Source organism: Citrobacter freundii complex sp. CFNIH4 (genome assembly GCF_002934505.1).
Classification (GTDB): domain Bacteria; phylum Pseudomonadota; class Gammaproteobacteria; order Enterobacterales; family Enterobacteriaceae; genus Citrobacter; species Citrobacter freundii.
This window is the reverse complement of record NZ_CP026231.1, coordinates 4,082,707-4,107,746: the sequence shown is the minus strand read 5'-3', so window position 1 is coordinate 4,107,746 and position 25,040 is coordinate 4,082,707. Positions and strand designations below refer to the sequence as shown.

Below are 25,040 nucleotides of genomic sequence, written 5' to 3'. Positions count from 1 at the left end.
TGACTGCATTGTATGCTGTTATAATATGACTTCAAAGGATGAAGTCATAAGGACATGCGATGAAGGAAAAAGTGTTGTCTTTACGCAAAAAGCAAAAGAACACGCTGGATCAGCTTTTTAAAGCACCGACGCCGCAGGGAATCAAGTGGTCGGAAATTGAGTCACTGATCAAGGCGTTAGGTGGCGAAATCAAAGAAGGACGAGGCTCGCGATGTAAATTTCTTTTAAATAAGAGCATTGCGAGTTTTCATAGACCACATCCTTCTCCGGATACAGATAAAGGCGCGGTCGAAAACGTACGTGACTGGTTAACAAGTATAGGGGTAAAACCATGATCAAACCCAAAACGCCAAACTCAATGGAAATCGCCGGTCAACCTGCGGTGATTAATTATGTCCCTGAGCTTAATGCGTTTCGCGGTAAGTTCCTGGGATTGTCAGGCTATTGTGATTTTGTCTCTGACAGCATTCAGGGGCTGCAAAAAGAGGGGGAGATCTCCTTACGAGAGTATCTTGATGATTGCTCTGCCGCAGGGATAGAACCTTACGCAAACCCGGAAAAGCTGAAGACGTTTACTCTGCGCTATCCAGAGTCTTTCGGAGAACGTTTAAGTTTTGCGGCAGCGGAAGAACAGGTATCAGTCAATACATGGATCATCGAAACGCTCAGCAAAAGTCTCAAACAGGCATAGTTGCTAGTTGGTTTGCTCATTATTGCCAGGGGGCTTCGCTTGCCTGGCCTACAAACGGTAACGGAGTAGGCCGGATAATGCGTAGCCGCCATCCGGCAACGAAACAGGCAATTACTCTTCTTTCGGCAGGCACTGCAAATGACCGTGGCGCACGCCGCGTTGGGAGATCACGTCATCGGCAAAATGCTGTACATCGCCCATGTCGCCTTTTAGTACGGCGATTTCCAGGCAGTCGTCATGGTTGATGTGCACGTGCAGCGTGGCGACCGATAAATCGTGGTGGTGGTGTTGGGTAGAAACAATGCGGCTCGCCAGGTCACGCTTCTCATGCTCATAAACATACGAGAGCACCGCGAAGCCCTGAGTGCCGTGCTCCTGAGTGGTTTCCTGCGCCAGTGCGCCGCGCAGAATATCGCGGATCGCTTCGGAACGGTTGTTGTAGCCACGGCGCTGACTCAGGCCGTCGAGCGTTTCTAATAAATCGTCATCAAGTGTGATGGTGATACGTTGCATCAGATTTCAACCTTACGATATTGCGCGGCGGCGCACGGGAATGAAAACATTACAGCCTGTGTACGGCGTCGGCGGTCAGGGTAAATGGCGTGGGGGTGCAAACCGCCAGGCTCAGGGTATCGATCTGGCACTGGCTGACGGAGAGTGAGGAGGTCAGTGCGGTACTGTCGACGCTGACGATTTGCCAGGCACTGCCGCCGCGCTGTTTCACGATAGCTTCTTTACGCGTCCAGATGCGCCAGAACGCCGCCAGCTGTTGCTCCGGGTGTTCGGCTTCAACTTCAGCGTGTTCCCCAAGACTGAATACCGTATTTGCCAGCGTTTGCCAGTTATCGCGCGGGCGAATAACTTCAATATCGCAGCCGACTTCCCCTTCGTCGCTGAGCAGCAGGACGATGTCATCGCCGCTATGGCTGAGATTGAACCACAGCGGCGTGTCGGCGGAAAAGGCCGGTTTTCCTTGCTCGCCATAGATGATGTTCGGTAATGGCGAAAGGGCATGGGAAAGCAGCACGCGACCAGCCAGCCAGCGCGCACGGCGAACACCTTGCGGCGCTTGCTCTTTCATCGCGGCAGGCAGTTCGCCAGCGCTTAAAACAGAAACTTTCCCATGAACGATCCGGTACATATCAGGACTAACCTTTAGTAATAATGGGGTTGTGTACCACTCTTCACATGCTGTTTGCAAGTTTATCCCGGTAATCGACTTTTGGGCCTGCCGGGTCCCAGTAAAATTGCCAGTTTGCTACCGCCTGTGGTCGTTTCCATCCAGATTTTACACACGCTGGTTAGCGGCACGGAGAGCAGCATGCCTACCGGGCCGAGCAGCCATCCCCATACCAGCAAAGAGAGGAAGACGATAAGCGTCGATAATCCCAGCCGATGCCCCATCATGCGGGGTTCGAGGATATTGCCAATAACCATATGCACCACCAGGAACAGCGCACCAACCAGTACGCATTCGTAAATGCCGTTGAACAGCAGCGCCTGGATCATGGGCGGGACGGCGGAAATGACCGAGCCAATGTTGGGCACGTAGTTTAGCAGGAAGGCCAGCACGCCCCACATCAGAGCAAACTGAATCCCCATCAGCGCCAGACCCAGCCAGATGATGGCACCGGTCCATAAGCTGAGCAACGTTTTCAGTGCCAGATAGTGAGATACGCCCTTGAGCGCCCGATGCAGCCCCGCAATATGGATTTGTGGGTTGTTCAGCGAAAAGCGCAGCTTATAAGGAACATGACGTACCTCAAACAGCATAAAGACGACTGTCATCACCAGCAGAACGACGCTGGCCATGGCGCCGGAAAGACTTGTCATCAGCGTGGTGGTGAAGGTCATTATTTTGTCGGAGTCCATGCGTTGCAGCATGCGTTCCGGGGACATATGCAGATTTAAAAAGGGAACCATCTCTTGCAGATACAGGACCTTACGTGTCAGCTCCTTGTTGTATTTGGGTAGCATGGCCATGAATTCCGTGATCGAAGACGCGAGGACGCCGATCAGTGCCGTGAGGACGAACAGCATCACCACCACTACGAGCGTAATGGCAACCGGGCGACGTACTCCCCGGCGAATAAACCAGGCGACCAGCGGATTCAATACAATGGCAAAAAAGAGGGCCAGCAGCAGTTGCACAATGATATCCGCCGCGGCATGAATACCGGCGAGGATCACCACCAAAGCAGCCAGTTTGAGTAAAATGTGCAAACCCGTTTTATCGGGCTGAGCGGTTGTCATATTTTCTTCCTGTTTGCGTTTTTGCATTAAGTGTAGCGGCTGGCTTGCGGCTGAGATTCCTAAACTGACTGCTGATTTCTGCGCGGCAACATGGTAGAAATGAAACACTGTTGTGAAAATGTGGTGACCTCCATGCCCGAACCCGTCGCTGAACCGACGCTGAGCGGTTTACGCCTTAACCTGCGCATTGTCTCTGTGGTGATGTTCAACTTCGCCAGCTATCTGACCATCGGCCTGCCGCTCGCGGTCTTGCCGGGCTATGTTCATGATGTGATGGGGTTCAGCGCCTTCTGGGCTGGGCTGGTTATCAGCCTGCAATATTTCGCTACGCTGCTGAGCCGTCCGCATGCCGGTCGCTATGCCGATCTGCTGGGGCCAAAGAAGATTGTGGTATTCGGGCTGTGTGGCTGTTTTTTAAGTGGTCTGGGCTATTTGCTGGCGGGATCAACGAACGGCTGGCCGCTGGTCAGCCTGCTGCTGCTGTGTCTGGGGCGGGTGATTCTCGGGATCGGGCAAAGCTTTGCCGGAACAGGCTCTACGCTGTGGGGCGTGGGGGTAGTTGGCTCAATGCACATCGGACGGGTGATTTCCTGGAATGGCATCGTGACCTATGGCGCGATGGCGATAGGCGCGCCGCTGGGCGTTCTGTTTTATGCCTGGGGGGGCTTACAGGGGCTGGCGCTGACCGTGATGGGCGTGGCGCTGGTGGCGATACTGCTGGCGCTCCCTCGTCCTGCGGTGAAGGCCAGCAAAGGCAAACCGTTGCCGTTTCGCGCGGTGCTCGGGCGCGTCTGGTTGTACGGTATGGCGCTGGCCCTGGCCTCCGCTGGATTTGGGGTGATCGCCACGTTTATTACCCTGTTTTATGATGCCAAAGGCTGGGACGGCGCAGCTTTCGCGCTGACGCTTTTTAGCTGCACATTTGTCGGCACTCGACTGTTGTTCCCAAATGGTATCAACCGTTTAGGCGGGCTGAATGTGGCGATGATTTGCTTTAGCGTCGAGATTGTCGGGCTGCTGCTGGTCGGGATGGCTTCCATGCCGTGGATGGCGAAAATCGGCGTTCTGCTGGCTGGGGCTGGGTTCTCACTGGTTTTCCCGGCGCTGGGCGTGGTCGCGGTAAAAGCAGTCCCGCAGCAAAATCAGGGCGCTGCGCTGGCGACCTACACGGTGTTTATGGATTTATCGCTGGGGGTTACCGGGCCGCTGGCCGGGTTGATAATGACGTGGGCGGGCGTGCCGGTTATCTATCTGGCGGCAGCTGGGCTGGTGGCGGTGGCGTTATTGCTGACATGGCGGCTAAAAAAACGGCCTCAGGTGGTGTCACCGGAGGCCGCGTCATCGTCTTAACCGTTACTGGATAACCAGCGTGTTAATGATGTTTTCTGCGGTAGTCTGCGCTTTTTGCTGATCGTCAGCAGGCAGCGTGATTTGCAGGGTCAGCAGTTGATTGTCCACTTTACCCAGCACTACGGAAGAGTAAGCGGTCTGGCCTTTGGCTGAGATGATGCTGTCTAACTGCTGCAGCGTGTGGCCTTTCAGCTCAATAGATTTATTGGTGACGACCTGCAGTTGTGGGTCGCGGCTACGCTGCTGATCTTCCAGACGTTTTGCCAGCACGGCCAGGTCTTCGTTGGTGTTGTCGCCAACAATCACAATCACCGCTTTCTGGCCGGTTGCGTCAGAATAGACGTGCATATTGTTCGCCTGGGTGCCCAGCTTGCCGCTCTGATCGGTCATATCTGCTGGCAGGGAAAAACTGAGTTTGCCGTCCAGCAGGCTGACCGGTTGTCCGCTGGCGCTACTTTCTGCGGCAGCACCCTCGGCTGGCGCTTTTGTATCGCTATTATCACAGGCTGCAAGCCCCATAACCAGCAGGCCAATACCGACATATTTAACCAGATTGCGCATTGACTTCTTCCTTTCGATAAACGGCCATAACGGCTCATTCGTCCATCTTATCACAACTCGGAAAATGAACCTTTAACTCGTCTGCAATGCAGCGATTTCGGATTTATCTGCCAGCCTTTTCAGCAACATATTCAGCAGCACGCCGTACATTGGCAGGAAGAAAATAATGCTGATCAGCACCTTGAAACAGTAATCGACCAGCGCGATTTCCATCCAGTGCTCGGCCATGAAGGCATCCGGACTACGCCAGAAAGCGATAAAGAAGAAGGCCAACGTATCGCTGATATTGCCAAATAGTGTGGACGCTGTCGGTGCCAGCCACCAACGACGGTTCTGGCGCAGGCGGTTAAAGACATGCACATCCAGAATTTGTCCCAGCGCGTAAGCCATAAAGCTGGCGGCGGCGATACGGGCAACAAACAGGTTAAAGTGCAGCAGTGCGCCAAATCCCTGCCACGATCCCATATAAAACAGGGACGAAACGACATAGGAGATCAGCAACGCGGGGATCATCACCGCAAAGATGATACGTCGAGCCAGCGGCGCGCCAAAAATACGCACGGTCAGGTCGGTCGCGAGGAAAATAAACGGAAAGCTAAACGCGCCCCATGTGGTATGGAAACCAAAAATGGAGATTGGAAGCTGCACCAGATAGTTGCTGGAGGTGATCACCAGCAGATGAAATAGCGATAGCCAGAACAACGCTTTTACGCGCTGAGTTTGTGTAAACGGAGTCATATTGTGACCTTTTTGTTGGATGGGGTGAGGGAACCCAATAAAAAACCGTCGCATGATACTGCTTTAAGAGCACATTGCAATGGTTGTTTTTCACGCAATCGTTAACCTGATTGGCTTACGCCACAACAGAGCGTAAAATAACGCCGTTTTTGTATGAATGAGACGACGATGAGCGACCTGTTTACTTCCCCCGACCATACTCTTGATGCCCAGGGACTGCGCTGCCCGGAACCGGTGATGATGGTGCGTAAAACCGTACGTGGCATGCAGGCCGGTGAAACACTGCTGATTGTCGCCGACGATCCGGCAACAACCCGCGATATTCCTGGCTTCTGTACCTTTATGGAGCATGAGCTGGTGGCCAAAGAGACCGACTCGCTGCCGTACCGCTATCTGCTGCGTAAAGGTCACTAGTTTTGTTTGCCGAATGGCGCCAGCGCTTATCCGGCCTACAAAGAACGTGTAACCCGTAGGCTGGATAAGGCCACGCCGTCATCCGGCAAAAAACTATCCTTTACGTAACAACCGCAGCGCGTTAGCGGTCACCAGTACCGTTGCCCCCGTATCGGCCAGCACTGCCAGCCACAATCCGGTTATCCCGAGCAGCGTGGTGACGAGGAAAATCCCCTTCAGGCCCAGCGCAATCGCAATGTTCTGGCGAATATTGGCATGGGTGGCCCGCGCCAATTGAATCATTTGCACCAGACCGCGCAGGCGGTTGTGGGTCAGGGCGGCATCGGCGGTTTCCAGCGCGACGTCGGTCCCGCTTCCCATCGCAATGCCGATGGTAGCCGCTTTCATTGCCGGAGCGTCGTTGATACCGTCGCCAACCATCGCCAGCGGCGATTGTCGGTTGAGATGGGTAACGGCCTGCACCTTATCTTCCGGCAAGAGTCCTGCTTTAAATTCGAGACCCAGTTCACTGGCAATGGCGGCCGCCGCACGCGGGTTATCACCGGTCAGGATCACGCCTTTCACGCCAATCTGATCAAGCTCGGCGATAGCGCTGCGAGCGTCGTCGCGCAGCGTGTCCTGTAGGGCCAGCACGCCGAGTACAGTATCGTTACGCAGCACCAGCACCACCGTTTGGCCCGCGCTTTCCAGCTCGCTTATCTGCCCGGCAAAGGCATCAGCAGGCTGCTTACCGGCGGCGCAAATCAGCACGCGTTCGCCGTTGACCAGCGCTTCAATTCCAGAGCCAACCAGAGCCCGTTGCTCTCTTGCGACAGGAATAGTCAGTTCGCGTGTTTGTGCTTCCCGGACAATCGCTTGTGCCAGCGGGTGTGTCGCACCTTGCTCTACCGCTGCCGCCAGCGCCAGCAGTTCAGCTTCGCCAATACCACTCGCCGGGTGAATCGCAGTGACGCGCGGTTTACCGATGGTCAGGGTGCCAGTTTTATCAAACGCCACCTGCGTGACCCTACCCAACTGTTCCAGCGCGGCACCGCCTTTGATTAACGCTCCACGACGCGCCGCGGCGGCAAGACCAGAGGTAATGGCTGCGGGGGTTGAAATCACCAGTGCGCAAGGACAGCCAATCAACAGCAGCGTCAGTCCTTTATAAATCCACTCCTGCCAGGATGCGGCAAACAGCAGCGGCGGTACGAGGGTGACCAGCAGCGCAACCGCCATAATAGCTGGAGTGTAAATTCGACTGAAACGGTCAATAAAGCGCTCAATGGGGGCGCGACGTTCTTCCGCTTCTTCAATCAGCTTCAGAATACGATCAATGGCGCTGGCGCCCGGTTCGGAGAGCACTTCCAGCGTAACCAGACGGTCCACGCTGGTAGCACCTGCCGGGACTTTCTCGCCGGTGGCGCGTTCAACCGGGATCGATTCGCCGGTCAGTGCGCTTTCATCAAAACTGGCAAAGCCGGAAACCAGTTTGCCGTCGGCAGGTAAACGCCCGCCCGCGGCAACTTCAATAACATCGCCAGGCCGGAGGGTATTGATAGCCACCTCTTCGCGCTCGCCGTTACGCAGGCGCGTGGCGGTTTCCGGTTTGAGCGCCATCAGTGCGCTGACCCCTTTACGGGCCCGGCTGGCGGCCCATCCTTCCAGGCGTTCGCCAATTAAAAACAGCAGCAGCACCATGGCGGCTTCCGCCGTCGCGCCGATAAACAGTGCGCCGATGGCGGCCACGCTCATCAATGTTTCAATGGCAAAGTAGCTGCCGGTTTTCATCAGACGCAGGGCCTGACGGGCAATGGGATACAGACCGACCAGCGTGGTGGCGATAAACGCTATCTGACCGAAGGGATGATTGAACTGCTCCAGCCCCCAGCTAATCGCCATCATAATAATCAGCGAAATCAGCGGTAGGTTTTCTTTAAAACGTGACTCGGGGGCGGCGTCCGTCGCGTGCTCATCGCGCAGGGTATAGCCTGCTTTTTGCACCGCGTTTTCAACTTGCTGGCGGATATCGGAACCGGCATCGACCACCAGTTTTTCAGTGGCGAACAGAACCTGGACCTGGTTGACGCCGCTGACCTGGCGGACCGCATTCTCTACTTTGCGGGCGCAGGCTGCACAGTCCATGCCCGCCACTTTCCAAGAATAGCGGGTACCTAGTACGGTATCGGATACGGGCGGTGTAGTGGAGCAGCTTCCTTCGCAGCAGCAGTCATCCGCCTTTTGTGGCGCAGGCGCTGGCTTGAAAGAAGAAAATTGTGGGGCCTTTTTGCCACTGGTATCAGGTGTCGACATGGCATCCTCCGGTTGATAATCATTTCGTATTAACCGGAGGATACACTCTGGAGTCGACTCCAGAGTCAAGCGTTTTAAAGATACAACGAACGAACAATCAGGAAATGTCCGGCGAAGTAGCAGGCGGCGGCAATGGCGTTATCGGCGCGAAAGCGACGACGGTAATGGCTACCCAGCCAAACAATATTGCCAATGAACAGGAGCGATGCGCCCATAAATGCCGACAGCGCCGGAGCGGTCGGGCGGAAGAACCACAGTTCGCCAGCCATCCAGACCATCATCAGCGTGATGCCAATAAAGGTACAAATAGCAATGCGCAACTCTTCCAGACGCGTCCAGATCACGGCGATCAGCAACGCCCCCAGTACCGCCAGCACCAACGGCAAAGGCCAGAAGAACGACAGCGTCATTTGGCTGGCGAAGTAAATGGTATACAGCAGATGCGACAGGAAGAATGCCCCCACGGCGTACAGCAGGCGTTGGCGCGGCAATAACGTCAGCGCATCGCCCAGCAGCGAGGCCAGCAGACCAGCCAGCACCAGATAGCTGATAGCGTTAAACATTGGCGCCTGCCAGGCCAGCAGTGCCAGCAGGAGTAACGTCAGGGGTTTAAAGACCCAGCGTTGCCAGGCGGGCCCACGATAGGAAGCATCCACGAACAACCATGCGGAAAGGCAGACAGCGATAAACGACCAAAGCATCTTAGTTCCTTGAATTCGTTATTTTTTCGTAAGCGGGGTGCTTACGGCTCTACTGTCCAGTGTAGAGGTCGACACTGCCAGATGACAACACCATAACGGGCAATGTATGCTTATTTCCGCATTTTCTGATGGGTTAATACTATGAGCAAACCACCACTTTTTTTCATTGTTATCATTATCTTAATTGTTGTCGCCGCGTCGTTTCGCTTTGTTCAGCAGCGGCGTGAAAAAGCCGATAATGATGCGGCGCCGCTGGTGCAAAAGCAGGTGGTGGTGAGTAACAAACGGGAAAAACCGCTTAACGATCGACGATCCCGTCAACAGGAAGTGAGCCCGGCGGGAACCAGCATGCGCTATGAAGCCAGCTTTAAGCCACAAAACGGCGGCCTGGAGCAGACGTTTCGTCTGGATGCTCAGCAGTACCATGCGCTAACGGTCGGGGATAAAGGCACGCTAAGTTACAAAGGTTCGCGTTTTGTTGATTTTACGCTTGAACGCTAAGGTGTCATCTGACTGATGCCGGATGGCGGCTTACGCCTTATCCGGCCTACAGATTTTTTCGCCCCGGCTCGCAACGTGCCGCCGGGCGAAAAGAGCGTAGTTACTTCTTCAACTGATCTTTAATCTTCTTCTGCCACACCAGTAGCTCAAAGACGCCGAACAGAAAAATACGGATTTTCTCTCCGTTGGTCATCTGCGGGCCATCTTTAGGCATGGTGCTTTTTAGTAGCGCCAGCTGCATGCCATGCATCAGCACCATAAATATCAGTGCGACGTTAACGAAGATGTTAAGCGGGCGTGGAAAGGGTTGGAAAATATTCAGTAGTAAAAATGCCCAGACGCACAGCATCAGCAGGCGTCCCAGGTTAATCAACATCGTGTTCTCCTCGTGCTTCACGTTGGTACAGGCGATAGGCGACCTGTCCGGCAACTTTCTCACGGTATAGCGACCAGTTCACCGGAACCGGCGGCAAACCGTTTTCTACTTCGCTTTCAACGTAAATATACGCTTCATTTGCCAGCCAGCCATGAGTTTCCAGAAGCGTTAATGTTTCTTCCAGTAACCCTTTGCGAAACGGCGGATCCACAAATACCACGTTATGCGGCGTACCCGTCTGAGCCAAAAATGCCAGCGTATTGGTATTGACGACGCGGGCATGGGAGGCTTTCAACGTGGCGAGATTCTTTTGTAGCTGCTGAGATACCGCGCGATCCATCTCCAGAAGCGTCGCATTTGCCGCATAGCGAGAGAGGGCTTCCAGCCCCAGCGCGCCGCTGCCGGCGAAGCAGTCCAGACAGTGAGCATCGACCATTACCGGGGCCAGCCAGTTAAACAACGTTTCGCGCACACGGTCGGTGGTCGGACGCAGGCCGGGGCTGTCCGGAACCGGGAGTTTACGGCCACGCCATTGCCCGCCAATAATGCGGATCTGGCCGCTACCAGAGTGATTCGGTTTTTTCATTTCTATTATTGCTCAATCCGCCTATAGCATGTCATTCCAGGCGGTGATGTGAGTTAAGTTAACCCGTCGCCTTTCAAGTTACCTCTTCGTTGGCTGCACTTACTCACCCGAATCACTTACTAAAAGTAAGCTCATCGGGATTCGTGCGCTTGCCGCCTTGACGTAACTCGAAATTCATTGGGTATAAGTGATAGACTATTTCATCATTTTTTTAGCTGCTATGTACATAGCGTTGACGCTGTGCCATGAAGCAACAGCGGGGGAGTGTAGTCGCAAATGGCGAAAGAGAAAAAACGTGGCTTTTTTTCCTGGCTGGGCTTTGGTCAAAAAGAGCAGGCACCGGAAAACGAGACAGAAGTAAAAAACGAAGAACAACAGCCGGTTGCTGAAGAAACTACCGTCGTTGACGAACAGCCGCGCGCCGAGGAAACCCGTAGCGAGGCGGAAACGCAAGCCTTTGCAGCTGAAGTCGTTGAAGTAACTGAACAGGTTGCGGAAATTGAGAAACTGCAGCCGGAAGAAGAACCTGTCGCCGAACAAGCGCAGCCGGAAATTGAGCCGGTTGCTGAACCCGTTGCTGAAACTGTAGTGGAAACGCCAGCGGCGGTGGTTATCGAACGCGAAGAATTACCGCTGCCGGAAGAGGTGAAAACCGAAGAAGTTTCTGCCGAAGAGTGGCAGGCCGAAGCGGAAACCGTGGAAATCGTTGAGGCGGCTGAAGAAGAAGCTGAAAACGAGCCGCAACTGACCGACGAAGAGCTGGAAGCCCAGGCGCTGGCCGCTGAGGCTGCTGAAGAAGCGGTTATGGTGGCGCCGGTAGAAGAACCTGCTGTAGAAGAACCGGTAGAAGAAGAGGTAGTCCAGGAGCAGGAAAAACCAACCAAAGAAGGTTTCTTTGCGCGTCTGAAACGCAGCCTGCTGAAAACAAAAGAAAACCTCGGTTCCGGATTTATCAGTCTGTTCCGTGGTAAAAAGATCGACGATGATCTGTTTGAAGAGCTGGAAGAGCAGCTGCTGATCGCCGATGTGGGCGTAGAAACGACCCGTAAGATCATTGCGAATCTGACAGAAGGTGCCAGCCGCAAGCAGCTTAAAGATGCGGAAGCGCTGTACGGCCTGCTGAAAGAAGAGATGGGCGAGATTCTGGCGAAGGTTGACGAACCGCTGAATGTTGAGGGCAAAACACCATTTGTTATCTTAATGGTTGGCGTCAACGGTGTGGGCAAAACCACCACTATTGGTAAGCTGGCGCGTCAGTTTGAGCAGCAGGGTAAATCAGTAATGCTGGCGGCGGGCGATACTTTCCGTGCGGCGGCGGTAGAACAGCTGCAGGTCTGGGGTCAGCGTAATAATATCCCGGTGATTGCTCAGCATACCGGTGCGGATTCCGCGTCCGTTATCTTTGATGCCATCCAGGCGGCGAAGGCGCGTAACGTAGACGTGCTGATCGCTGATACCGCAGGGCGTTTGCAGAATAAATCGCACCTGATGGAAGAATTGAAAAAAATCGTTCGCGTCATGAAGAAGCTGGACGAAGATGCGCCGCATGAAGTTATGCTGACTATCGACGCCAGCACCGGGCAGAATGCGATAAGCCAGGCCAAACTGTTCCATGAAGCGGTGGGCTTAACCGGTATCACCCTGACCAAGCTGGACGGTACGGCGAAGGGCGGGGTTATCTTCTCGGTTGCCGATCAGTTTGGCATCCCTATCCGCTATATCGGTGTGGGCGAACGTATCGAGGATTTACGTCCGTTTAAAGCGGACGACTTTATAGAGGCACTTTTTGCCCGAGAGGATTAACAATGATTCGCTTTGAACATGTCAGCAAGGCCTATCTCGGTGGGAGACAAGCGCTGCAGGGAGTGACCTTCCATATGCAGCCTGGCGAGATGGCGTTTCTGACCGGCCACTCCGGCGCGGGGAAAAGTACCCTGCTGAAGCTGATTTGTGGAATTGAACGGCCCAGCGCCGGGAAAATCTACTTTAGCGGGCATGACATCAGCCGTTTGAAAAACCGCGAAGTGCCGTTTCTGCGTCGTCAGATTGGCATGATTTTTCAGGATCACCACCTGCTAATGGACAGAACCGTGTTTGATAACGTGGCAATTCCGCTGATCATCGCGGGCGCCAGCGGGGACGATATTCGTCGTCGCGTGTCAGCGGCGCTGGATAAGGTCGGGCTGTTGGACAAAGCGAAAAACTTCCCTATTCAGCTCTCGGGCGGTGAACAACAGCGCGTCGGCATTGCCCGTGCGGTGGTGAATAAACCAGCGGTGCTGCTGGCGGATGAACCAACGGGGAACCTGGATGACGCGCTGTCGGAAGGGATCCTGCGCCTGTTCGAAGAGTTTAACCGCGTCGGGGTCACGGTATTAATGGCCACGCACGATATTGGCCTGATCTCCCGTCGCTCCTATCGCCAAATGGTTCTGAGCGATGGACATCTGCATGGAGGCCTGGCGCATGAATAGACGTGACGCTATTAACCAAATCAAACAGTTCGGTGGCCGACTGGATCGCTTTCGTAAATCGGGCGGTGCGCCGGGTGACGGCGGTCGCAACGCGCCTAAGCGTGCGAAGGCCGCGCCAAAGCCGAACTCGCGTAAAACCAATGTCTTTAATGAGCAGGTACGTTATGCGTTCCAGGGCGCGTTACAGGACCTGAAAAGCAAGCCGCTGGCGACGTTCCTGACGGTGATGGTTATTGCCATCTCCCTGACGCTGCCAAGCGTGTGCTACATGGTTTATAAGAACGTAAACCATGCAGCAAGTCAGTATTATCCGTCCCCGCAGATCACCGTTTACCTGCAAAAAACGTTGGATGATGATGCGGCGGCGCGGGTGGTTGGTCAGTTGCAGGCCGAGCAGGGCGTGGATAAAGTGAATTATCTTTCCCGTGACGACGCGCTGGGCGAATTCCGTAACTGGTCTGGATTTGGCGGTGCGCTGGATATGCTGGAAGAGAACCCGCTGCCGGCCGTGGCGGTGGTGATCCCGAAACTGGATTTCCAGGGTACGGAGTCGCTAAACACGCTGCGTGACCGCATCGCACAAATCAACGGTATTGATGAAGTGCGGATGGATGACAGCTGGTTCGCTCGCCTGGCGGCGCTGACGGGCCTTGTCGGACGCGTTTCCGCGATGATTGGCGTGCTGATGGTAGCGGCGGTCTTCCTCGTCATCGGTAACAGCGTGCGTCTGAGTATTTTTGCGCGTCGCGATACCATTAACGTGCAAAAACTGATTGGCGCGACGGATGGATTTATCCTGCGTCCGTTCCTCTACGGCGGGGCACTGCTCGGTTTTTCCGGTGCATTTCTTTCACTGATTTTGTCAGAAATTTTGGTGATGCGTCTGTCGTCAGCGGTGACTGAAGTGGCACAGGTATTTGGAACCAAGTTTGATATCAATGGCTTATCATTCGATGAATGCCTGTTATTGCTGCTGGTGTGCTCGATGATTGGCTGGGTGGCAGCCTGGCTTGCCACGGTTCAACATTTACGCCACTTTACCCCCGATTAAAAAATCTCTGGTATAATCTTTCCCTGCACTGAGTAGTTCGCTCTGCAGGGAAAGAGTCCCTGTGATCTCTTCCCGGCGTATTCATTGTGATGTCACATTTTGTGCGTAATCTATACACATTACGACATGGAACTTGTGGATAAAATCACTGTCTGATAAAAGATTGAATGATATTCTCGTTGCTCATAAGCTCTGGCATGGTTGTTGCTATTGGTTTTAGCCAATGCGCCAGATGAAAAGATTGAGAGGATTTGAATGACCAAAGAAATGCAAAATTTAGCTTTAGCCCCTGTTGGTAACCTGGAATCTTACATCCGGGCTGCGAACGCGTGGCCGATGTTGTCGGCTGACGAGGAGCGGGCACTGGCTGAAAAGCTGCATTACCAGGGCGATCTGGAAGCAGCTAAAACGCTGATCCTGTCTCACCTGCGCTTTGTTGTTCATGTTGCTCGTAATTATGCGGGCTATGGCCTGCCGCAGGCGGATTTGATTCAGGAAGGTAATATCGGCCTGATGAAAGCCGTGCGCCGTTTCAACCCGGAAGTGGGTGTGCGCCTGGTTTCCTTCGCTGTGCATTGGATCAAAGCTGAGATCCACGAATACGTTCTGCGTAACTGGCGTATCGTTAAAGTCGCGACCACTAAAGCGCAGCGTAAGCTGTTCTTTAACCTGCGTAAAACCAAGCAGCGTCTGGGCTGGTTTAACCAGGACGAAGTTGAAATGGTTGCTCGCGAGCTGGGTGTTTCCAGCAAAGACGTGCGCGAAATGGAATCCCGTATGGCGGCGCAGGACATGACGTTTGACATGTCTTCAGACGATGAGTCTGACAGCCAGCCGATGGCCCCGGTGCTGTATCTGCAGGATAAATCTTCTAACTTTGCCGACGGCATTGAAGAAGATAACTGGGAAGATCAGGCCGCGAACAAACTGACCCACGCAATGGAAGGTCTGGACGAGCGTAGCCAGGACATCATTCGTGCTCGTTGGCTGGACGAAGACAACAAGTCGACGTTGCAGGAACTGGCCGATCGCTACGGCGTTTCCGCTGAACGTGTTCGTCAGCTTGAAAAGAACGCCATGAAAAAATTGCGCGCGGCGATCGAAGCATAATCTTCCAGCCGACCTGGAAATGCTGATAAACCCTGGATGAAAATCCGGGGTTTTTTGTTTTTATCTCTCCCCCTCTCTCCTGACGTTTATGCTTTTTGTCATCAAGTTGTTATCTGCATGTCAAATTTAGCTATTCCAAAATAATAAAAATCGGGTATGTTTTAGCAGAGTATGCTGCTAAAGCACGGGTGGCTATCCAATAATCGAAATAAAGTGCTGAACAACAACATCACAACACACGTAATAACCACAATAATGGGGATTGTCAGGATGAATATGAAGGGTAAAGCGTTATTGGCAGGATGTATCGCCCTGTCTTTGAGCAATATGGCGTTTGCTAAGGATATTAAAGTTGCTGTCGTCGGCGCGATGTCCGGTCCGGTAGCGCAGTATGGCGATCAGGAATTTACTGGCGCAGAGCAGGCTATTGCAGATATCAATGCCAAAGGCGGTGTGAAAGGCGACAAACTGGTCATGGTGAAATATGACGATGCCTGTGACCCGAAACAAGCGGTAGCGGTAGCTAACAAAGTGGTCAACGACGGGATTAAATATGTTATCGGCCACCTGTGCTCATCTTCCACTCAGCCTGCGTCAGATATCTATGAAGACGAAGGCATTCTGATGATTACCCCAGCGGCAACGGCGCCGGAGCTGACCGCGCGCGGTTATAACCTGGTGTTACGTACCACCGGTCTGGATTCCGATCAGGGCCCGACTGCTGCCAAATATATCGTTGAAAAAGTGAAGCCGAAGCGCATTGCGATCGTTCACGACAAACAACAGTATGGTGAAGGCCTGGCGCGTTCCGTGCAGGACAACCTCAAGAAAGCCAACGCTGACGTGGTGTTCTTCGATGGGATCACCGCTGGCGAGAAAGATTTCTCTACTCTGGTGGCGCGTCTGAAGAAAGAGAATATCGATTTCGTTTACTACGGTGGTTACCACCCGGAAATGGGGCAGATTCTGCGCCAGGCACGCGCTGCGGGTCTGAAAACCCAGTTTATGGGACCAGAAGGGGTAGCGAACGTGTCGTTGTCTAACATCGCGGGTGAGTCTGCAGAAGGCTTACTGGTAACGAAACCGAAGAACTACGATCAGGTTCCGGCGAACAAACCGATTGTGGACGCGATCAAAGCCAAGAAACAGGATCCGAGCGGTGCATTCGTATGGACCACCTACGCCGCGCTGCAATCCTTGCAGGCCGGTCTGAACCAGTCTGACGACCCGGCTGAAATTGCCAAATACCTGAAAGCAAACTCAGTGGAAACCGTAATGGGGCCGCTGTCATGGGATGCGAAGGGCGATCTGAAGGGCTTCGAATTCGGCGTGTTTGACTGGCATGCAAACGGGACGGCGACCGACGCCAAATAATTTTCCTGGCGCCTTTCGCGCTGCAGACGCGTTGGCTGCGTTATTCAACCCCGGTCACTTACTTATGTAAGCTTCCGGGGACTTCATAACTTGCCGCCTTCCTGCAACGTGAAATTCTTGGAAAATTGCGAGGTGGTTTTTTATTTTTTGCTCCCAGCATGTAGGCCGGATAAGCGTCAGCGCCATCCGGCTTTTTTATCTTTTTTCCCAGCCATTTTCCTGGGCCGTAAACCCTAACGCCTGCATAAACGCGGCCATCACGCTGCGGTCTTCAACGCCGACGTCGGCCATCCACCATGAACTCACGTCAGGGTTTTCCCGGATCACTTCTTCGATCAAATACTGCCCGACGCCGCGGCGGCGGGTGATATCGCGTACGCGCAAGGAATCCAATGCGCCTTGCGTGCCGCTCAGGGTTACGCGAACTGCGCCTAACAGACGCTCGTTAAAGCGCGCGGCGTAGATCCGGTGCGTTTCATCTACGCTTAATGATGAGGCGGAATATTCCGGCCAGATTTTGCCCAGATCAATCTGGTCCTGGTCGCTAAAGTTCTCTAAACGAACGATGGTCAGCTTCATTAACAGCATGTCCAAATCACAAAAGATGGAATGAGTGTACCGAAATAATTCACCCGGATGCTTTCTCTTTTTTATGTGAATAACCAGATTAATAATTTTGTAACAACAGTAATGACAGTTTGAAACCGTAGAGATTGAAAAACAGGCAGAATAATACCCTGGAATGCAGCATTTTATTCGGCTCTTTGTACCGTTATTTTATGCTGACAAACGTGCTTTTTTTTGTTTATCTATAGTGAAAAGCAGAATATTATCTTTTCTTAATCGACTGAAAAATAGAGATTTTAGCCTGATTTTGCTTAAATGACTGCGCTAAACCATTAATGAGACTGGTAAAAATAGTGCAGTTCAAAAAAAGCACAGACTGCTTTTTAACCACATAAATACAAAATATTAATTACGTCACGAATGGGGATTCAGGTAATGAAACGGAATGCGAAAACAATCATCGCAGGGGTGATAGCACTGGCAATGTCACACGCGGTCATGGCGGAAGATATCAAGGTCGCTGTTGTCGGCGCGATGTCAGGTCCGGTCGCGCAGTGGGGTGATATGGAATTTAATGGCGCACGTCAGGCCATTAAAGATATCAATGCCAAAGGCGGGGTCAAAGGCGACAAACTGGTTGCTGTGGAATATGACGACGCCTGCGATCCGAAACAGGCCGTTGCGGTAGCGAACAAAATCGTCAATGACGGCATTCAGTACGTTATTGGACATCTGTGCTCATCTTCCACGCAGCCCGCATCAGATATCTATGAAGATGAAGGCATTCTGATGATTTCTCCGGGCGCCACAAACCCGGAACTGACCCAGCGCGGTTACGCTCACATTATGCGTACAGCGGGCCTGGACTCCTCTCAAGGGCCGACCGCCGCGAAATACATTCTGGAGAAGGTGAAGCCGCAGCGCATTGCCATCATTCACGATAAACAGCAATACGGTGAAGGCCTGGCGCGTTCAGTGCAGGACAGCCTGAAAGCGGGCAAAGCCAACATCGTTTTCTTTGACGGTATCACCGCCGGGGAAAAAGATTTTTCTGCGCTGATCGCTCGCCTGAAAAAAGAAAATATCGACTTTGTTTATTACGGCGGCTACTACCCGGAAATGGGGCAGATGCTGCGCCAGGCACGTTCCGTCGGGCTGAAAACCCAGTTTATGGGACCAGAGGGTGTCGGCAATGCGTCGCTGTCTAACATTGCTGGTGATGCAGCTGAAGGCATGCTGGTGACCATGCCAAAACGCTATGACCAGGATCCGGCGAATAAAGCTATCGTCGATGCGCTCAAAGCTGACAAGAAAGATCCAACTGGACCGTACGTGTGGATCACTTATGCAGCCGTCCAGTCATTGTCGACAGCAATGGATCGCAGCGGTAGCAAAGAGCCGCTGGACCTGGTGAAAGATCTGAAAGCACACGGGGCTGATACCGTGATTGGGCCGCTGAAATGGGACGAAAAAGGCGATTTGAAGGGATTTGAGTTTGGTGTCTTCCAGTGGCATGCGGACGGTTCATCGACCGTCGCGAAGTAATACCTGAAGACGAGTTATCCCACCGCCCGTGTAAAATGGGCGGGTATAAAAAGGTTACCTTATGTCCGAGCAGTTCCTCTATTTCTTGCAGCAGATGTTTAATGGCGTCACGCTGGGAAGCACCTACGCGCTGATCGCCATCGGTTACACGATGGTGTACGGCATTATCGGCATGATCAACTTCGCCCATGGCGAGGTGTATATGATCGGCAGCTATGTCTCCTTTATGATCATCGCCGCGCTAATGATGATGGGCATTGATTCCAGTTGGCTACTGGTCGCGGCGGGCTTCGTCGGCGCGATTGTGATTGCCAGCGCCTACGGCTGGAGCATTGAACGCGTGGCGTATCGACCCGTGCGCAGCTCTAAGCGCCTGATCGCGCTGATTTCCGCTATCGGGATGTCCATCTTCCTGCAAAACTACGTCAGCCTGACGGAAGGTTCGCGCGATGTGGCACTGCCCAGCCTGTTTAATGGCCAGTGGACCGTTGGCAGTAGCGAAAACTTCTCTGCTTCCATCACCACCATGCAGCTGGTTATCTGGATTGTAACCTTCCTGGCGATGCTGGCGCTGACGCTGTTTATCCGTTACTCCCGTATGGGGCGCGCCTGCCGTGCCTGCGCGGAAGACCTGAAAATGGCCAGCCTGCTCGGCATCAACACCGATCGCGTGATTGCGCTGACCTTTGTGATTGGCGCGGCAATGGCGGCGGTCGCGGGCGTGCTGCTTGGTCAATTCTATGGCGTAATTAACCCGTACATCGGCTTTATGGCCGGGATGAAGGCCTTTACCGCAGCGGTGCTTGGCGGCATCGGCAGCATTCCTGGGGCGATGATCGGCGGCCTGATTCTGGGTGTCGCGGAAGCGCTCTCCTCTGCTTATCTGAGTACTGAATACAAAGACGTCGTTTCATTCGCGCTGCTGATTCTGGTGCTGCTGGTGATGCCGACCGGTATTCTGGGTCGCCCGGAGGTAGAGAAAGTATGAAACCGATGAATTTTGCAATGGCGCTGCTCTCTGCCGCCATGTTCTTCGTCCTGGCGGGCGTCTTTATGGGCGTTCAGTTAGAGCTTGACGGCACCAAACTGGTGGTGGATTCCGCGGCGGATATTCGCTGGCAGTGGGTGTTTATTGGTACAGGCGTGGTCTTCCTCTTCCAGTTGCTGCGTCCAGCTTTCCAGAAGGGCATGAAGAGCGTCTCCGGACCGAAGTTTATTCTGCCGGCGATTGACGGCTCCACCGTTAAACAGAAGCTGTTCCTGGTGGCGTTGCTGGTGATTGCCGTGGCGTGGCCGTTTATGGTCTCGCGCGGTACGGTGGATATCGCCACGCTGACGATGATTTATATCATCCTCGGCCTCGGCTTAAACGTGGTGGTGGGGCTTTCCGGCCTGCTGGTGCTGGGCTACGGCGGCTTTTATGCCATTGGCGCTTACACCTTCGCGCTGCTGAACCACTATTACGGACTCGGCTTCTGGACCTGTCTGCCGCTGGCGGGGCTGGTTTCCGCTGCTGCGGGCTTCCTGCTCGGCTTCCCGGTACTGCGCCTGCGCGGTGATTATCTGGCTATTGTGACCTTAGGCTTCGGTGAAATCGTCCGTATCCTGCTGCTCAACAACACCGAAGTGACCGGTGGCCCGAACGGTATCAGCCAGATCCCGAAACCGACCTTTTTCGGTCTGGAGTTTAGCCGTACCGCCCGTGAAGGCGGCTGGGATACCTTCAGCAACTTCTTTAACGTCAAGTACGATCCCTCTGACCGCGTCATTTTCCTCTATCTGGTGGCGCTGCTGCTGGTGGTCTTCTCGCTGTTTGTGATTAACCGTCTGCTGCGTATGCCGTTGGGCCGTGCGTGGGAAGCGCTGCGTGAAGATGAAATAGCCTGTCGCTCGCTGGGCTTAAACCCTACGCGCATCAAACTGACAGCTTTTACCATCAGCGCCGCGTTTGCCGGTTTTGCCGGTACGCTGTTTGCCGCGCGCCAGGGCTTCGTCAGCCCGGAATCCTTCACCTTTGCCGAGTCGGCCTTTGTGCTGGCAATTGTGGTATTGGGCGGAATGGGCTCACAGTTTGCGGTGATCCTCGCGGCCATCCTGCTGGTAGTGTCACGCGAGCTGATGCGTGATTTCAATGAATACAGCATGTTAATGCTGGGTGGTTTAATGGTACTGATGATGATCTGGCGTCCGCAGGGCTTGTTGCCGATGACCCGTCCACAGTTGAAGCTGAAAAACGGGGAAGCGAAAGGAGAGCAGGCATGAGTCAGCCATTATTATCCGTTAACGGCCTGATGATGCGCTTCGGCGGTCTGCTGGCGGTAAACAACGTTGAACTGGAACTGCGGCCGCAGGAAATAGTTTCGTTAATCGGGCCAAACGGCGCGGGAAAAACCACGGTCTTTAACTGTCTGACCGGTTTTTATAAGCCGACCGGCGGGACGATTAAGCTGCGCGACCAGCACCTGGAAGGACTACCGGGTCAGCAAATCGCGCGTATGGGCGTGGTGCGTACTTTCCAACACGTACGTCTGTTTCGCGAAATGACGGTGATTGAAAACCTGCTGGTGGCGCAACATCAGCAACTGAAAACCGGCGTCTTCTCCGGCCTGTTGAAAACTCCGTCGTTCCGTCGCGCGCAGAGTGAAGCGTTGGATCGTGCCGCCACCTGGCTGGAGCGTATTGGTTTGCTGGAGCACGCCAACCGTCAGGCGAGTAACCTGGCCTATGGCGATCAACGTCGTCTGGAGATTGCCCGTTGCATGGTGACCCAGCCGGAAATTCTGATGCTCGACGAACCCGCTGCGGGACTCAACCCGAAAGAGACCAAAGAGCTGGACGAGCTGATTGCTGAACTGCGTAACCATCACAACACCACCATTTTGTTGATTGAGCACGACATGAAGCTGGTGATGGGGATTTCTGACCGTATTTACGTGGTGAACCAGGGCACGCCGCTGGCGAATGGGACGCCGGAACAGATTCGTAATAACCCGGATGTTATCCGCGCCTATTTAGGTGAAGCATAATGGGGGCGAGGATTAATATGGATAAGGCGATGTTATCGTTCGACAAAGTCAACGCCCACTACGGCAAGATACAGGCGCTGCATGACGTCAGCTTGTATATCAACCAGGGTGAAATCGTTACTCTGATTGGTGCCAACGGCGCGGGAAAAACCACGCTGCTCGGCACATTGTGTGGCGACCCGCGAGCGACCAGCGGGCGAATCGTCTTTGATGGTAAAGACATTACCGACTGGCAGACGGCGAAAATCATGCGCGAAGCGGTAGCGATTGTGCCGGAAGGGCGTCGCGTGTTTTCCCGTATGACGGTGGAAGAGAACCTGGCGATGGGCGGTTTCTTTGCCGAGAAAGACCAGTTTCAGGAACGCATCAAGTGGGTGTATGACCTGTTTCCTCGCCTGCATGAGCGTCGTATTCAACGTGCGGGAACGATGTCCGGCGGTGAACAGCAGATGCTAGCGATAGGCCGTGCGCTGATGAGCCAGCCGAGGCTGCTACTGCTTGATGAACCGTCGCTGGGTCTGGCGCCGATTATCATCCAGCAGATCTTTAACACTATTGAGCAACTGCGCGAGCAGGGGATGACCATCTTCCTCGTCGAACAGAACGCTAACCAGGCGCTGAAGCTCGCCGATCGCGGCTACGTGCTGGAAAACGGTCATGTGGTGCTGGAAGACACCGGCGATGCGCTACTGGCTAACGAAGCGGTGCGCAGTGCGTATCTTGGCGGTTAATCATTCTCTGAATAGACAAGGGGCCCGCTGTGGCCCCTTTTTATTGCTCTATGTTATTATTGAGAATGATTATCAATAATAAAAAATGAACATGGAGAAAGGATGATTCGTTCAGGTACCTGCATGATGATTGGCAGTTTGTTTTTGACGCTTTCTTTAACTACCCTGGCCTCGACACCGCCAGCGTTTGACCCGCGCGATCCCGCAATCTGGGAAGAGAAATCGGACAACCCGTTAGCGCAATCCGACTCGCCCTGCGAAGTGTTTACCAGCTCGGTATGCCCGGGCTGGGAAGATGATAAATCAGATATCCAACGTGAACGTGAGCGGCGAGAGCAGCAGCGTTTACAGAATGAGTACGAACGACGCTGGCGCAGAGATTAAGTCTATCCAGAGATAATGAGGTCGTACGTCAGGCAACGTATCCACGATTACATGCGCTGACTGATGCTTCTCTTTTGTACGCTTCAGTTGTACAATTAAGATGTACATATGAGGAGGCTTTATGCGCACTATGAACTATAGTGAAGCTCGACAAAACCTGGCTGAAGTGCTGGAGAGCGCTGTCACTGGTGTGCCTGTTACCATTACGCGCCGTGGTCATAAACCTGCGGTAATCATCAGCGCGGAAGAGTTTGAACGCTATCAGGCCGCCAGGCTTGATGATGAATTTGCCGACATAATGATGATTCATGGTAATGAAATCAGGGAGCTGGCGGATAAATGACGCTACAGATTATCTCAGCGGAAGAGATAATACAGTTTCACGACAGGCTGCTCCGCGTGACGCCTGGTGTCGCAGGTATGCCTGACCCCGGTCGTGCGGAAGCGCTGATGTATCGGGTATTGAATCAAATCGAATATGAAGGTGTGACTGACGTGTGGCTACTGGCGGCAATGCATTTGTTAGCCATTTCCCGTGGGCATATCTTTAATGATGGTAACAAGCGTACTGCGTTATTTATTACGTTGCTGTTTTTAAAACGTAATGGGATCGTATTATCTGCAAACCCTGATTTTGTCGCCATGACGGTTGAATCGGCAGCAGGACAACTCACGTTAGAACAAATTGCGCATCGTCTGCGCCATTAATGCATCATCTCGATATCTGAACCGCTATTAGACCGGGTAAGGCATACCGCTACCCGGCTTTGTTGTGCACCACTCCGCATTTTCCTGTCACTACGCTTTCACCGCCTTGCCATCTGTTTGTCGCCTTACTATCTTTTTTTTGTAATAAAAAAGTTATTTTTCTGTCATTCGAGCATGTCATGTTACCCCCGCGAGCATAAAACGCGTGATATCGCGCATCCGGCACAACAAGAGAGATAACCGATGATATCGTTACGACATACAGCTTTAGGACTGGCACTTAGCCTGGCGTTTGCAGGTCAGGCACTGGCGGTCACCACCATCCCATTCTGGCACTCAATGGAAGGCGAACTGGGTAAAGAAGTTGATTCTCTGGCGCAACGTTTTAATGCCGCCAATCCCGACTACAAAATTGTTCCGCAGTACAAAGGCAACTACGAGCAGAGCCTGAGTGCAGGAATTGCCGCTTTCCGTACCGGAAACGCGCCCGCGCTGCTACAGGTTTATGAAGTGGGTACAGCAACGATGATGGCTTCGAAAGCCATTAAACCGGTCTATGAAGTATTCAAAGAGGCTGGTATTAACTTCGATGAGTCTCAGTTCGTACCGACGGTTTCCGGTTATTACACCGACTCTAAAAGCGGACATTTGCTTTCTCAACCGTTTAACAGCTCCACTCCGGTGCTGTACTACAACAAAGATGCCTTTAAAAAAGCTGGTTTAGACCCTGAGCAGCCGCCGAAAACCTGGCAGGACCTGGCGGAGTACACCGCGAAGCTGAAAGCGGCAGGCATGAAGTGCGGTTACGCCAGCGGCTGGCAGGGATGGATTCAGATTGAAAACTTCAGCGCCTGGAACGGTCTGCCGGTAGCAACCAAAAACAACGGTTTTGACGGTACTGACGCAGTGCTGGAGTTCAATAAACCGGAACAGGTAAAACATATCGCTCTGCTGGAAGAGCTGAACAAAAAAGGCGATTTCAGCTACTTCGGGCGTAAGGACGAATCCACTGAGAAGTTCTATAACGGGGATTGTGCCATTACCACCGCCTCTTCCGGTTCGCTGGCTGATATCCGCCATTACGCGAAATTCAACTATGGCGTCGGAATGATGCCGTACGATGCCGATGTGAAGGGCGCGCCGCAGAACGCAATTATCGGTGGGGCCAGTCTTTGGGTGATGCAGGGCAAAGACAAAGCCACCTACGAAGGCGTGGCGAAGTTCCTCAACTTCCTGGTGAAGCCTGAAATTGCTGCCGAATGGCATCAGAAGACCGGCTATCTGCCGATCACCACAGCTGCCTACGACCTGACCCGTGAGCAGGGCTTCTATGATAAGAACCCTGGGGCTGATATTGCCACCCGCCAGATGCTGAACAAGCCGCCGTTGCCGTTCACCAAAGGGCTGCGTCTGGGCAACATGCCGCAGATCCGTACCATTGTGGATGAAGAGCTGGAAAGCGTCTGGACCGGGAAGAAAAACCCGCAGCAGGCGCTGGATGCCGCCGTTGAGCGTGGCAATCAGTTACTGCGCCGCTTTGAGCAATCGACCAAATCGTAATGTGAAATGCCGGGTGGCGGCTGTGCCTTACCCGGCCTACAAATGCG

Annotated in this window: 29 protein-coding genes and 1 pseudogene; 19 read left to right on the top strand and 11 right to left on the bottom strand. The window is 53.5% G+C overall.

The window, feature by feature from the left end:
• The first annotated feature begins 59 nt into the window (after positions 1-59).
• On the top strand, positions 60-335 hold the full coding sequence (locus tag C2U41_RS21100) for a type II toxin-antitoxin system HicA family toxin (protein ID WP_003837806.1): 276 nt from the start codon (positions 60-62) through the stop codon (positions 333-335).
• Entirely contained in the window at positions 332-691 is a 360-nt protein-coding gene (locus C2U41_RS21095; protein WP_003837808.1) for a type II toxin-antitoxin system HicB family antitoxin, read from the top strand. Before C2U41_RS21100 ends, C2U41_RS21095 begins: the two co-directional genes overlap by 4 nt.
• 111 nt (positions 692-802) lie before the next feature.
• Here C2U41_RS21095 and nikR read toward each other — a convergent pair whose 3' ends face one another.
• The 3 genes from nikR to C2U41_RS21080 form a co-directional block, all read right to left on the bottom strand.
• The gene (gene nikR / locus C2U41_RS21090; protein ID WP_003023387.1) at positions 803-1,204 is read right to left on the bottom strand and encodes a nickel-responsive transcriptional regulator NikR; all 402 of its coding nucleotides are present in this window, start codon (positions 1,202-1,204) and stop codon (positions 803-805) included.
• Positions 1,205-1,253: 49 nt separating this feature from the next.
• The gene (gene acpT, locus C2U41_RS21085; protein ID WP_003837810.1) at positions 1,254-1,832 is read right to left on the bottom strand and encodes a 4'-phosphopantetheinyl transferase AcpT; all 579 of its coding nucleotides are present in this window, start codon (positions 1,830-1,832) and stop codon (positions 1,254-1,256) included.
• A 62-nt stretch (positions 1,833-1,894) separates the two neighbouring features.
• On the bottom strand, positions 1,895-2,944 hold the full coding sequence (locus C2U41_RS21080; protein ID WP_103848271.1) for an AI-2E family transporter: 1,050 nt from the start codon (positions 2,942-2,944) through the stop codon (positions 1,895-1,897).
• 99 nt (positions 2,945-3,043) lie between these two features.
• On the opposite strand from C2U41_RS21080, the gene C2U41_RS21075 reads away from it, so the two are divergent.
• The gene (locus C2U41_RS21075; RefSeq protein WP_146051392.1) at positions 3,044-4,294 is read left to right on the top strand and encodes an MFS transporter; all 1,251 of its coding nucleotides are present in this window, start codon (positions 3,044-3,046) and stop codon (positions 4,292-4,294) included.
• A gap of 3 nt (positions 4,295-4,297) precedes the next feature.
• Here the strand turns inward: C2U41_RS21075 and C2U41_RS21070 are convergent, their stop codons facing one another.
• Entirely contained in the window at positions 4,298-4,855 is a 558-nt protein-coding gene (locus tag C2U41_RS21070) for a DcrB family lipoprotein (RefSeq protein ID WP_003837816.1), read from the bottom strand.
• 72 nt (positions 4,856-4,927) lie between these two features.
• Entirely contained in the window at positions 4,928-5,593 is a 666-nt protein-coding gene (locus tag C2U41_RS21065; RefSeq protein ID WP_003837818.1) for a 7-cyano-7-deazaguanine/7-aminomethyl-7-deazaguanine transporter, read from the bottom strand.
• Positions 5,594-5,761: 168 nt separating this feature from the next.
• Between C2U41_RS21065 and tusA the strand changes: the two genes are divergently transcribed.
• Positions 5,762-6,007: a sulfurtransferase TusA gene (tusA, locus tag C2U41_RS21060; RefSeq protein ID WP_003023404.1), complete on the top strand. Its 246-nt coding sequence runs from the start codon at positions 5,762-5,764 to the stop codon at positions 6,005-6,007.
• A 93-nt stretch (positions 6,008-6,100) separates the two neighbouring features.
• Here the strand turns inward: tusA and zntA are convergent, their stop codons facing one another.
• Positions 6,101-8,299, bottom strand: coding sequence for a Zn(II)/Cd(II)/Pb(II) translocating P-type ATPase ZntA (gene zntA / locus C2U41_RS21055; protein WP_103848240.1), 2,199 nt, complete (start codon positions 8,297-8,299; stop codon positions 6,101-6,103).
• Between the two features lie 74 nt (positions 8,300-8,373).
• A complete protein-coding gene (locus C2U41_RS21050) occupies positions 8,374-9,000 on the bottom strand; it encodes a lysoplasmalogenase (protein WP_003846172.1) in 627 nt (208 codons plus the stop codon).
• 141 nt (positions 9,001-9,141) lie between these two features.
• Between C2U41_RS21050 and C2U41_RS21045 the strand changes: the two genes are divergently transcribed.
• On the top strand, positions 9,142-9,501 hold the full coding sequence (locus tag C2U41_RS21045; protein WP_003023413.1) for a DUF2500 domain-containing protein: 360 nt from the start codon (positions 9,142-9,144) through the stop codon (positions 9,499-9,501).
• 100 nt (positions 9,502-9,601) lie between these two features.
• Here C2U41_RS21045 and C2U41_RS21040 read toward each other — a convergent pair whose 3' ends face one another.
• On the bottom strand, positions 9,602-9,877 hold the full coding sequence (locus C2U41_RS21040) for a DUF1145 family protein (RefSeq protein WP_003023415.1): 276 nt from the start codon (positions 9,875-9,877) through the stop codon (positions 9,602-9,604).
• Complete coding sequence (gene rsmD / locus C2U41_RS21035) at positions 9,867-10,463, bottom strand: 16S rRNA (guanine(966)-N(2))-methyltransferase (protein ID WP_016151121.1); 597 nt, start codon at positions 10,461-10,463, stop codon at positions 9,867-9,869. The genes C2U41_RS21040 and rsmD overlap by 11 nt, the downstream gene beginning before the upstream one ends.
• 276 nt (positions 10,464-10,739) lie before the next feature.
• Here rsmD and ftsY point away from each other — a divergent pair, with 276 nt between their 5' ends.
• From ftsY to livJ, 5 genes are all read left to right on the top strand, one after another.
• Positions 10,740-12,266 carry a signal recognition particle-docking protein FtsY gene (gene ftsY, locus C2U41_RS21030; RefSeq protein WP_103848241.1) on the top strand — a complete coding sequence of 509 codons (1,527 nt, stop codon included), beginning with the start codon at positions 10,740-10,742 and terminating at the stop codon, positions 12,264-12,266.
• 2 nt (positions 12,267-12,268) lie between these two features.
• Positions 12,269-12,937 carry a cell division ATP-binding protein FtsE gene (ftsE, locus tag C2U41_RS21025; protein WP_003023420.1) on the top strand — a complete coding sequence of 223 codons (669 nt, stop codon included), beginning with the start codon at positions 12,269-12,271 and terminating at the stop codon, positions 12,935-12,937.
• Positions 12,930-13,988: a permease-like cell division protein FtsX gene (gene ftsX, locus C2U41_RS21020; protein ID WP_048217071.1), complete on the top strand. Its 1,059-nt coding sequence runs from the start codon at positions 12,930-12,932 to the stop codon at positions 13,986-13,988. The genes ftsE and ftsX overlap by 8 nt, the downstream gene beginning before the upstream one ends.
• A 255-nt stretch (positions 13,989-14,243) precedes the next feature.
• Positions 14,244-15,098, top strand: a complete 855-nt coding sequence (gene rpoH, locus C2U41_RS21015; RefSeq protein WP_003023425.1) for an RNA polymerase sigma factor RpoH — start codon at positions 14,244-14,246, stop codon at positions 15,096-15,098.
• A 270-nt stretch (positions 15,099-15,368) separates the two neighbouring features.
• Positions 15,369-16,472, top strand: coding sequence for a branched chain amino acid ABC transporter substrate-binding protein LivJ (livJ, locus tag C2U41_RS21010; protein WP_003023428.1), 1,104 nt, complete (start codon positions 15,369-15,371; stop codon positions 16,470-16,472).
• An 83-nt stretch (positions 16,473-16,555) separates the two neighbouring features.
• Here livJ and C2U41_RS30195 read toward each other — a convergent pair.
• Together C2U41_RS30195 and panM are read right to left on the bottom strand one after the other, a co-directional pair.
• A pseudogene (locus tag C2U41_RS30195) lies at positions 16,556-16,683 on the bottom strand (hypothetical protein).
• Positions 16,668-17,051, bottom strand: coding sequence for an aspartate 1-decarboxylase autocleavage activator PanM (panM, locus tag C2U41_RS21005; protein WP_003846184.1), 384 nt, complete (start codon positions 17,049-17,051; stop codon positions 16,668-16,670). Before panM ends, C2U41_RS30195 begins: the two are co-directional and overlap by 16 nt.
• 423 nt (positions 17,052-17,474) lie before the next feature.
• On the opposite strand from panM, the gene livK reads away from it, so the two are divergent.
• From livK to ugpB, 9 genes are all read left to right on the top strand, one after another.
• A complete protein-coding gene (gene livK / locus C2U41_RS21000) occupies positions 17,475-18,584 on the top strand; it encodes a high-affinity branched-chain amino acid ABC transporter substrate-binding protein LivK (protein WP_087879322.1) in 1,110 nt (369 codons plus the stop codon).
• 61 nt (positions 18,585-18,645) lie between these two features.
• A complete protein-coding gene (livH, locus tag C2U41_RS20995) occupies positions 18,646-19,572 on the top strand; it encodes a high-affinity branched-chain amino acid ABC transporter permease LivH (RefSeq protein WP_003023435.1) in 927 nt (308 codons plus the stop codon).
• Positions 19,569-20,846: a branched chain amino acid ABC transporter permease LivM gene (gene livM, locus C2U41_RS20990; RefSeq protein WP_103848242.1), complete on the top strand. Its 1,278-nt coding sequence runs from the start codon at positions 19,569-19,571 to the stop codon at positions 20,844-20,846. Before livH ends, livM begins: the two co-directional genes overlap by 4 nt.
• A complete protein-coding gene (gene livG, locus C2U41_RS20985; protein ID WP_003023438.1) occupies positions 20,843-21,610 on the top strand; it encodes a high-affinity branched-chain amino acid ABC transporter ATP-binding protein LivG in 768 nt (255 codons plus the stop codon). Before livM ends, livG begins: the two co-directional genes overlap by 4 nt.
• A 17-nt stretch (positions 21,611-21,627) precedes the next feature.
• A complete protein-coding gene (gene livF / locus C2U41_RS20980) occupies positions 21,628-22,341 on the top strand; it encodes a high-affinity branched-chain amino acid ABC transporter ATP-binding protein LivF (RefSeq protein WP_003827581.1) in 714 nt (237 codons plus the stop codon).
• A 102-nt stretch (positions 22,342-22,443) separates the two neighbouring features.
• Entirely contained in the window at positions 22,444-22,725 is a 282-nt protein-coding gene (locus tag C2U41_RS20975) for a hypothetical protein (RefSeq protein WP_003023442.1), read from the top strand.
• Between the two features lie 121 nt (positions 22,726-22,846).
• The gene (locus C2U41_RS20970; RefSeq protein ID WP_032937236.1) at positions 22,847-23,068 is read left to right on the top strand and encodes a type II toxin-antitoxin system Phd/YefM family antitoxin; all 222 of its coding nucleotides are present in this window, start codon (positions 22,847-22,849) and stop codon (positions 23,066-23,068) included.
• Positions 23,065-23,433 (top strand): type II toxin-antitoxin system death-on-curing family toxin, encoded by a 369-nt coding sequence (locus C2U41_RS20965; protein ID WP_103848243.1) that lies wholly within the window; start codon positions 23,065-23,067, stop codon positions 23,431-23,433. The genes C2U41_RS20970 and C2U41_RS20965 overlap by 4 nt, the downstream gene beginning before the upstream one ends.
• A 243-nt stretch (positions 23,434-23,676) precedes the next feature.
• On the top strand, positions 23,677-24,993 hold the full coding sequence (gene ugpB / locus C2U41_RS20960; protein ID WP_103848244.1) for a sn-glycerol-3-phosphate ABC transporter substrate-binding protein UgpB: 1,317 nt from the start codon (positions 23,677-23,679) through the stop codon (positions 24,991-24,993).
• Positions 24,994-25,040 lie beyond the last annotated feature (47 nt).